Annotated in this window: 1 protein-coding gene and 1 pseudogene; both read right to left on the reverse strand. The window is 36.2% G+C overall.

Annotated elements, in window-relative coordinates; all coding sequences use genetic code 11:
- Positions 1-281: pseudogene (locus tag AB0N14_RS40370) on the reverse strand (replisome organizer); the annotation flags it as partial.
- Positions 282-506: 225 nt separating this feature from the next.
- Positions 507-1062, reverse strand: a 556-nt coding sequence (locus AB0N14_RS40375; protein WP_366030649.1) for a hypothetical protein, incomplete at its 5' end; no start/stop codon positions are given.

Consider the following 1062-nt stretch of genomic DNA (forward strand, 5'->3'; position numbering starts at 1 on the left):
GTTTGATTATATCTGTCCTTTTGGATGTAATTGTGAATTTTCCAGTCTTTGATTACAATAACTCCACTATCAAATGGGATGATAAACTGTTTAGCAATAAGTATTTTCAAGTCATCATCAGTAGCTCCACTAATCAATTTAATTGTTTTAGGATTTTCAACGAAACCATCATCATCAGCACTCATATTTAGGTAAAAATAGAGTAGTTTTGCTGTTGGTGACATTTCCATAAAGAAATCTGTTTCAACTATTTTTTTACTAAACATTCTTCTTTGTGCCACGAATACTCCTTTCTTCTATATTTATTTCAAGTTTTATTTTTCAAATTAAAAGCTGGCAATGAGTGTTTATGTGCAGGCACTGAATACTCATGGACTTTACGGTCGTTACGCCACCCTCCAGCTTTGACTAAATACGAAACCACCGCCCAAGATGGTTTTGCTTAAAGTTGAATTATTTCTAATTCTACTGCTCAGGATTAGTGAGGACTGCAGTTTGCTCATAGGTTAAATGTTTTTAATTTTTTCCCATACTGGCACTTCTTTGATTCGGCCACCACTTTTTTCGATGTCTTTTTTCCATTCGTCTTTAGCTTCGATATCTCCAAATTTAATATCAAATTCTACTAGAATTACCGCATGATATATTTGTTCTGGTTCTTTATATGGTGGTTCAGAATGTGATTGAGAAGCTTTTTCATCAAATTCTTCTTTAACATGTTCAACTACTTCTGGTTGAGATAATGCTCTTGCGTTTTCTTGGCCAACATGAGAGGGCAGAGCATTAAATGATTCTTCAAGTTTTCTTGTTTCGTATTCTTGCTGTTGTTTGTCAAGTTCAGCTTGTCTCTGTTTTTCAGCCTCTTTTCGCTTTTCCTCAGCTTCTTTACGTTGCTTCTCAAAAAGAACATCTTCGGTAATTACTGCCATTATTTCACTGACAGTTTTTCCACTATCAAGCATTCTAATATACGGTGTACTAGTTATATTGTTTCCGAAACTGCCACCGCGGCCTTCCTGCCGCTGGAGGTGTACGAACTCACCGAGTACATCAGCGGCCTGA

This window comes from Streptomyces sp. NPDC051104, assembly GCF_040682835.1.
In the GTDB taxonomy this organism is placed as follows: domain Bacteria; phylum Actinomycetota; class Actinomycetes; order Streptomycetales; family Streptomycetaceae; genus Streptomyces; species Streptomyces cynarae.